The sequence below is a fragment of the Pseudomonas sp. N-137 genome (assembly GCF_034555295.1).
Lineage (GTDB): Bacteria > Pseudomonadota > Gammaproteobacteria > Pseudomonadales > Pseudomonadaceae > Aquipseudomonas > Aquipseudomonas rhizophila.
On sequence record NZ_JAXUDQ010000011.1, the window covers coordinates 127,631 to 134,605 of the forward strand.

The 6,975-nt window shown below is 60.0% G+C and carries 7 protein-coding genes; all 7 read left to right on the plus strand.

The window, feature by feature from the left end; all coding sequences use genetic code 11:
* The first annotated feature begins 72 nt into the window (after nt 1-72).
* The 7 genes from T3A99_RS13070 (at nt 73) to T3A99_RS13100 (ending at nt 6,882) form a co-directional block, all read left to right on the plus strand.
* Entirely contained in the window at nt 73-1,098 is a 1,026-nt protein-coding gene (locus tag T3A99_RS13070) for an ABC transporter substrate-binding protein (protein WP_047226621.1), read from the plus strand.
* Nucleotides 1,095-2,030: an ABC transporter permease gene (locus tag T3A99_RS13075; RefSeq protein ID WP_076385083.1), complete on the plus strand. Its 936-nt coding sequence runs from the start codon at nt 1,095-1,097 to the stop codon at nt 2,028-2,030. The genes T3A99_RS13070 and T3A99_RS13075 overlap by 4 nt, the downstream gene beginning before the upstream one ends.
* 6 nt (nt 2,031-2,036) lie before the next feature.
* A complete protein-coding gene (locus T3A99_RS13080) occupies nt 2,037-2,846 on the plus strand; it encodes an ABC transporter permease (RefSeq protein WP_053125546.1) in 810 nt (269 codons plus the stop codon).
* Between the two features lie 17 nt (nt 2,847-2,863).
* Nucleotides 2,864-4,015, plus strand: coding sequence for an ABC transporter ATP-binding protein (locus tag T3A99_RS13085; RefSeq protein ID WP_188251665.1), 1,152 nt, complete (start codon nt 2,864-2,866; stop codon nt 4,013-4,015).
* A 40-nt stretch (nt 4,016-4,055) separates the two neighbouring features.
* Nucleotides 4,056-4,541 (plus strand): flavin reductase family protein, encoded by a 486-nt coding sequence (locus T3A99_RS13090; protein ID WP_076385087.1) that lies wholly within the window; start codon nt 4,056-4,058, stop codon nt 4,539-4,541.
* A gap of 29 nt (nt 4,542-4,570) precedes the next feature.
* A complete protein-coding gene (locus T3A99_RS13095; protein ID WP_076385089.1) occupies nt 4,571-5,614 on the plus strand; it encodes an LLM class flavin-dependent oxidoreductase in 1,044 nt (347 codons plus the stop codon).
* 260 nt (nt 5,615-5,874) lie between these two features.
* Nucleotides 5,875-6,882 carry an acyltransferase gene (locus T3A99_RS13100; protein WP_322834436.1) on the plus strand — a complete coding sequence of 336 codons (1,008 nt, stop codon included), beginning with the start codon at nt 5,875-5,877 and terminating at the stop codon, nt 6,880-6,882.
* Nucleotides 6,883-6,975: the final 93 nt, after the last annotated feature.

Consider the following 6,975-nt stretch of genomic DNA (forward strand, 5'->3'; position numbering starts at 1 on the left):
GATGGACCTGAAGCTCCCGATAAGCGGGTAAACACAAGCCCGCTCAATAAACACAACAATGAGGGCGTGAAAATGGTGTTGAAGAAAAGTGCAGCCGCAATTTTTTTTGCAGGTCTGCTGAGCGTTACCAGCCAGGCATCGATGGCGGCCGAAAGCATCAACTTCGTCAGTTGGGGCGGCAGCACCCAGGACGCCCAGAAGCAGGCTTGGGCCGCCCCGTTCAGCAAGGCCAGCGGCATCACCGTGGTCCAGGATGGTCCGACCGACTACGGCAAACTCAAGGCCATGGTCGAAAGCGGTAACGTGCAGTGGGACGTGGTAGATGTCGAAGCGGACTTTGCCTTGCGCGCCGCCGCTGAGGGTTTGCTCGAACCCCTGGACTTCTCGGTCATCGAACGCGACAAGATCGATCCACGCTTCGTGTCCGATCACGGCGTCGGCTCGTTCTACTTCTCGTTCGTCCTCGGCTACAACGAAGACAAGCTCGGTTCCGGTAAACCTGAGGACTGGTCCGCGCTGTTCGACACCAAGACCTACCCTGGCAAACGCGCCCTGTACAAGTGGCCAAGCCCTGGCGTGCTTGAACTGGCTCTGCTGGCCGACGGCGTTGCAGCGGACAAGCTTTACCCGCTGGACCTGGACCGCGCCTTCAAAAAACTCGACACCATCAAAAAAGACATCGTCTGGTGGGGCGGCGGTGCCCAGTCCCAGCAACTGCTTGCCTCCGGCGAAGCCAGCATCGGGCAGTTCTGGAATGGCCGTATCTATGCGCTGCAGCAGGACGACGCCCCCGTCGGCGTAAGCTGGAAACAAAACCTGGTCATGGCCGACATCCTGGTCATTCCAAAAGGCTCGAAAAACAAGGCCGCGGCCATGAAGTTCCTGGCCAACGCCAGCAGCGCCAAGGGCCAGGCGGACTTTTCCAACCTGACCGCTTACGCGCCGGTCAACGTCGACAGCATCGCACGCCTGGATTCGGTGCTCGCTCCCAACTTGCCGACCGCCCACGCCAAGGATCAGATCACACTTGATTACGCGTACTGGGCCAAGAACGGTCAGGACATCGCGACACGGTGGAACGAATGGCTGGTGAAATGAAAATTTCGGCAACGGCAACCCCTCGCACCGGGAGCGCCCCTGGCGCTGCCGACGCGGCAACCGCCAAGGCAGCGATGGTCGCGCAAACGCCGTCGCTGGCACAGCGCTGGCGCGGGGCCGGCAATCTGCTCCCCGCCCTGCTGTTCCTGGGCCTGTTCTTCCTGGCGCCGTTGATTGGGTTGCTGCTGCGTGGCGTGCTGGAACCGGTGCCCGGGCTGGGCAACTACGAGCAATTGTTCGCCAATTCGGCCTATGCAAGGGTGTTGTTCAACACCTTTTCGGTAGCCGGGCTGGTGACGCTGTTCAGCCTGTTGCTGGGCTTCCCCCTGGCCTGGGCCATCACCCTGGTGCCTCGAGGCTGGGGCCGCTGGATGCTGAACATTGTCTTGCTGTCGATGTGGACCAGCCTGCTGGCCCGTACTTATTCCTGGCTGGTGCTGCTGCAAGCCTCCGGGGTGATCAACAAGACGCTGATGGCGCTGGGCATCATCGACCAACCGCTGGAGATGGTGCACAACCTCACCGGCGTGGTCATCGGCATGAGCTACATCATGATCCCATTCATTGTCCTGCCGTTGCAGGCGACCATGCAGGCCATCGACCCGATGATCCTGCAAGCCGGCTCCATCTGCGGCGCCAGCCCGTGGACCAACTTCTTCCGGGTGTTCCTGCCGCTGTGCCGGCCGGGTCTGTTCTCCGGCGGGTTGATGGTGTTCGTGATGTCGCTCGGTTACTACGTGACCCCGGCGTTGCTGGGCGGTGCGCAGAACATGATGCTGCCCGAATTCATCATCCAGCAGGTGCAGTCGTTCCTCAACTGGGGCCTGGCCAGTGCCGGCGCTGCCTTGTTGGTGGTGATCACCCTGGTGTTGTTCTACTTCTACCTGAAGCTCCAGCCGGAATCCCCGGTGGGTGCCAGCAACGCGAGGTAAGCCGTCATGCTCCTGACCCCCAATGCCATGAGCCGGCGCATGCGGTTCGGTCTGTACTTCACCACTGGCCTGATTGCGCTGTTCCTGCTGTTGCCGATCGTGTTCATCGTGCTGCTGTCGTTCGGTTCGTCCCAGTGGCTGGTCTTCCCGCCACCGGGCTGGACATTGAAATGGTACGGCCAGTTTTTCTCCAATCCCGACTGGATGAGCGCGGCATTGACCAGCCTCAAGGTCGCGGTACTGACCACCGTCTGCGCTGTGGCCCTGGGCCTGCCGACCGCATTTGCCCTTGTACGTGGACGCTTCCCCGGCCGGGAAATGCTCTACGGCCTGTTCACCCTGCCGATGATCGTGCCACTGGTGATCATCGCAGTGGCGGTGTACGCGCTGTTTCTCAAACTCGGCTACACCGGCACGATGTTCGCGTTCGTGGTCAGCCACGTCATCGTCGCGCTGCCGTTCACCATCATTTCGATCATCAATTCGTTGAAGCTGTTCGACCAGTCCATTGAGGACGCTGCGGTGATCTGCGGCGCCTCACGCCTGCAAGCGGTGTTCAAGGTGACCTTCCCGGCGATCCGCCCAGGCATGGTCGCCGGTGCCCTGTTCGCGTTCCTGGTGTCGTGGGACGAGGTGGTGCTGAGCGTCATGATGGCCAGCCCGACCTTACAAACCCTGCCAGTAAAGATGTGGACCACCCTGCGCCAGGACCTGACGCCTGTGATCGCCGTCGCTTCGACGCTGCTGATCGGCCTCTCGGTTTTGGTGATGGTGATCGCCGCCGCCCTGCGCCGGCGCAATGAAATCAGCGCCTGAGCGCCTAGGAGAACACGATGAGTGCCGTCAAAGACCCCGCACAACAGAACAACAAGACTCTGGTCAGCCTGCGCAACCTGAACAAGCACTACGGCGACTTTGCTGCCGTGGACGACATTTCCCTGGACATCCAGGACGGTGAATTCCTGACTTTTCTGGGCTCCAGCGGCTCGGGCAAAAGTACCACGCTGTCGATGCTGGCCGGGTTCGAGACCCCCAGCAGTGGCGAGATCCTGGTGGACGGCAAATCCCTGGTAAACGTTCCACCCCACAAACGCGACATCGGCATGGTGTTCCAACGGTATTCGCTGTTCCCGCATTTGTCGGTGCGTGACAACATTGCCTTCCCGCTGGCGATCCGCAAACTGGCCGCTGCTGAACGTGATCGTCGCGTCGACGCCATGCTCAAGCTGGTGCAGCTTGATCAATTTGCCCACCGCCGCCCTTCGCAACTGTCCGGCGGCCAGCAGCAGCGCGTGGCGATTGCCCGGGCGCTGGTCTACGAACCACGCATTTTGCTGATGGACGAGCCTCTCGGCGCCCTGGACAAAAAGCTTCGCGAAGACCTGCAGGATGAACTGCGTCAGTTGCATCGACGCCTGGGCATCACCATCGTCTACGTCACGCACGACCAGGAAGAAGCCATGCGCCTGTCCCAACGCATTGCCATCTTCAGCCACGGCAAGATCGTCGGCCTGGGCAGCGGCTACGACCTCTATCAGAACCCGCCGAATGCCTTTGTTGCCTCGTTTCTAGGCAATTCCAACTTTCTCAAGCTCAAGGCCCAGGGCAACGCGGTGGCGACGTTTGAAGACCAGTCCTTGTCCATTCGACTGACCGCCGGTCTGCAAAGCGATCAGGCTGTATTGCTGATGGTGCGCCCGGAAAAAGCCTTGGCCCTGAGCGTCGAACAAGCCACCCAGGAGCCTTTGGCGGCCGGCTGGAATGAGGTCTCGGCCAAGGTCGTCGAGGTGCTGTTTCTCGGTGAGAGCCAGACCTGCAGCGTGGTGACTTCGGGCGGCACTACCATGACGGTCAAAGCGCTTTCCGCCGCCGGCATGCCCCTCAAGGCCGGGGACCCGGTGCGCGTGCGCTGGGCCACGGCCGATGCATGCGTCTACACCCAATGGGCCGAAAGCGACCTCAACAAGGCCGCCGGGGCTCATTGAGGAACCGCGTCATAACCGAATTGCGTACGAGGACTGCTAAATGATCGATGCCAGCGTTTACAAACAAGTCATGGGCTCGTTTCCGTCCGGTGTGACGGTGATCACCACACTCGATGACGACGGGCACATCGTGGGCCTCACCGCCAGCGCCTTCAGCTCATTGTCGATGGAGCCGGCCCTGGTGCTGTTTTGCCCCAACTACAGCTCCGATTCCTATCCGGTGCTGATCAAGAACAAGCGCTTCGCCATTCACCTGCTCTCCGGCGGACAACAGAACGAAGCCTACGCATTCGCCCGCAAAGGCAAGGACAAAGCCGAAGGCATCGAATGGACCCTGAGCGAGTTGGGTAACCCGCTGCTGAGCAACGCCACCGCCATCATTGAATGTGAACTGTGGCGCGAATACGAAGGCGGCGACCACGCCATTATGGTCGGGGCCGTGAAGAACCTGATCGTGCCGCAACACACACCGGGGCCGCTGGTTTACTGCCACGGCAAGATGGGCGCCCTGCCCGTCCTCGCCTGAACCGATCGCCAACCATAAGAGAAAGCGCCATGAAATTTTCCCTGTTCGTACACATGGAGCGCTGGGACGAAAGCGTCAGCCATCGCCAGTTGTTCGAAAACCTGAGCGAGCTGACCCTGATGGCCGAGGCCGGCGGTTTCAGCACCGTGTGGATCGGCGAGCACCACGCCATGGAGTACACCATCTCGCCAAGCCCGATGCCATTGCTGGCATACCTGGCCGGCAAGACCACCACGATTCACCTGGGCGCAGGCACCATCATCGCGCCATTCTGGCACCCGCTGCGGGTGGCCGGCGAATGTGCGTTGCTGGATGTGATCAGCAATGGCCGCATGGAAGTCGGTCTGGCCCGGGGCGCCTATCAAGTGGAGTTCGACCGCATGGCTGGCGGCATGCCCGCCTCCTCCGGCGGCCAGGCTCTGCGGGAAATGGTCCCGGTGGTGCGTGCCCTGTGGCAAGGCGACTACGCCCATGACGGCGAAACCTGGAAATTCCCCACCTCCACCAGCGTGCCCAAGCCGATTCGCAAACCCCACCCACCGATGTGGATCGCCGCCCGCGACCCGGACTCCCACAACTTTGCCGTCGCCAATGGTTGCAACGTCATGGTTACGCCGCTGATGAAGGGCGATGAAGAAGTCCTGGACCTGAAGAACAAGTTCCAGGCTGCCCTGGACAACAACCCTGACGTGCCGCGTCCACAACTGATGGTGCTGCGTCACACCCACGTGCATGCCGCCGACGATCCCGAAGGCTGGAAAATCGGCGCTCAGGCGATCTCCAAGTTCTACCGCACCTTCGACGCCTGGTTCGGCAACAAGCAAGTTCCGGTCAACGGCTTTCTGGCACCAAGCCCGGAAGAAAAATTCGCCGAGCGTCCGGAGTTCCAGCTGGAGAACATTCGCAAGAACACCATGATCGGCACCCCGCAGCAGATCATCGAACGGATCAAGTATTACCAGGAACTGGGCGTGGATGAGTTCAGCTTCTGGTGCGACAACAGCCTGTCCCATGCCGAGAAGAAGAAGTCCCTGGAGCTGTTTATCCAGCAGGTGGTGCCAGCCTTCAATTGATATCCAACCCTGGAATCCCCCGGGGTCAGTTCCACCGTCATCGCGAGCAGGCTCGCTCCCACAGGGGGTCTATGGCGTTCACATAATGAGTGAACACCCGCGGCCAATGTGGGAGCGAGCCTGCTCGCGATGGCGGTCTGACTGAGACAACGATGTCATATCTGCCAAATTCCCCCACTTCCTCGCCGCCCCGCAAACCTCTGTTCAGTGCCGATAAACCCAAATAACTTACCGCTTCAACGGATCAAGTCTGATTAAGGATGATGGGCGTGGGGAGTTATCGGCTGCTGCTGGCCATGCTCGTGGCGATTTCGCACATGGGCGTGATGTTCATGGGGTTTAATCCCGGCGTTGTTGCCGTGGTGTCATTTCTGATTATCAGTGGTTTTGTGATGACGCCCTTGATCGACAGGAGCTACAACGTCCCAGGGAAAATCGGCCTGTTCTACCTTGACCGATTGTTGAGACTTTACCCGCAGTTCCTTCTGTATTTCGTCCTCTCCTGCGCGGTGATCCATTTCCTGCTGCCGGGCACGCCACAGGCAGCGGCGCTGACAATCGAAAACATCGCCACCAGCCTGCCCATCGTGCCGCTGGGTTTCTATATGTTCGGCATCACTGTGCCGGAGATCCTGCCACCTGGCTGGTCTCTGGGGCTGGAGATGTGCTTTTACCTGCTGATCCCGTTTCTGATCCTTTATAAGGCCCGAGGCATTGCGTTCGCGGTGTCCGTAACGGTTTTCCTGGTCGCCTCGCTGGGCTACGTCAACACCGACATCTACGGCTACCGTCTACTGCCGGGCGTGTTGTTCATCTTCCTGTGCGGCAGCTACCTGTACCACGCCCAGGCCAAAGGACTATGGGTCGCCTCCATCACCACGGTCGTGGCAGCGATAATGTTCCTGGCCATTGTTGTCGGGTTCATTCCCCGCCGCCCCTTCAACGCAGAAGTAACCTTGGGCATAGTCTTGGGTGTGCCGGCGGTGCATGTGCTCAGCAGGCTTAAGCATCACTGGATGGATGAGTTTCTGGGGAATATCAGCTATGGCGTGTTCCTCAACCATTTTGTGGTGATGTACGTGTTGCGGGCGTTCTGGCCGGTTGAGTACAGCGCCCTGATGATTACACTGGTGCTGGTGTTGTCGCTGGCATTGAGTGGCTTGTCGTATTACTGCGTTGAGCGACCGGCGCTGAAGCTGCGCCACGCGTTGAGGGCGGGCGCTAAACGTGACATCACGCAGGTACCCGTTGGCCGCACACTGGCTTAGCCGCTGGCCCCGAATAAAAAATCTATGGTCACCCCCATTTTTGCAATACTGATTAATGGGTGAAGTGGTTGGCTTGCTTAAATCTATCCGGCG

Bases quoted from the DNA above. Each gene is read 5' to 3' on its own strand.
- T3A99_RS13070 (WP_047226621.1), top strand. From the start codon at position 73: ATGGTGTTGAAGAAAAGTGCAGCCGCAATTTTTTTTGCAGGTCTGCTG.
- T3A99_RS13075 (WP_076385083.1), top strand. From the start codon at position 1,095: ATGAAAATTTCGGCAACGGCAACCCCTCGCACCGGGAGCGCCCCTGGC.
- T3A99_RS13080 (WP_053125546.1), top strand. From the start codon at position 2,037: ATGCTCCTGACCCCCAATGCCATGAGCCGGCGCATGCGGTTCGGTCTG.
- T3A99_RS13085 (WP_188251665.1), top strand. From the start codon at position 2,864: ATGAGTGCCGTCAAAGACCCCGCACAACAGAACAACAAGACTCTGGTC.
- T3A99_RS13090 (WP_076385087.1), top strand. From the start codon at position 4,056: ATGATCGATGCCAGCGTTTACAAACAAGTCATGGGCTCGTTTCCGTCC.
- T3A99_RS13095 (WP_076385089.1), top strand. From the start codon at position 4,571: ATGAAATTTTCCCTGTTCGTACACATGGAGCGCTGGGACGAAAGCGTC.
- T3A99_RS13100 (WP_322834436.1), top strand. From the start codon at position 5,875: ATGATGGGCGTGGGGAGTTATCGGCTGCTGCTGGCCATGCTCGTGGCG.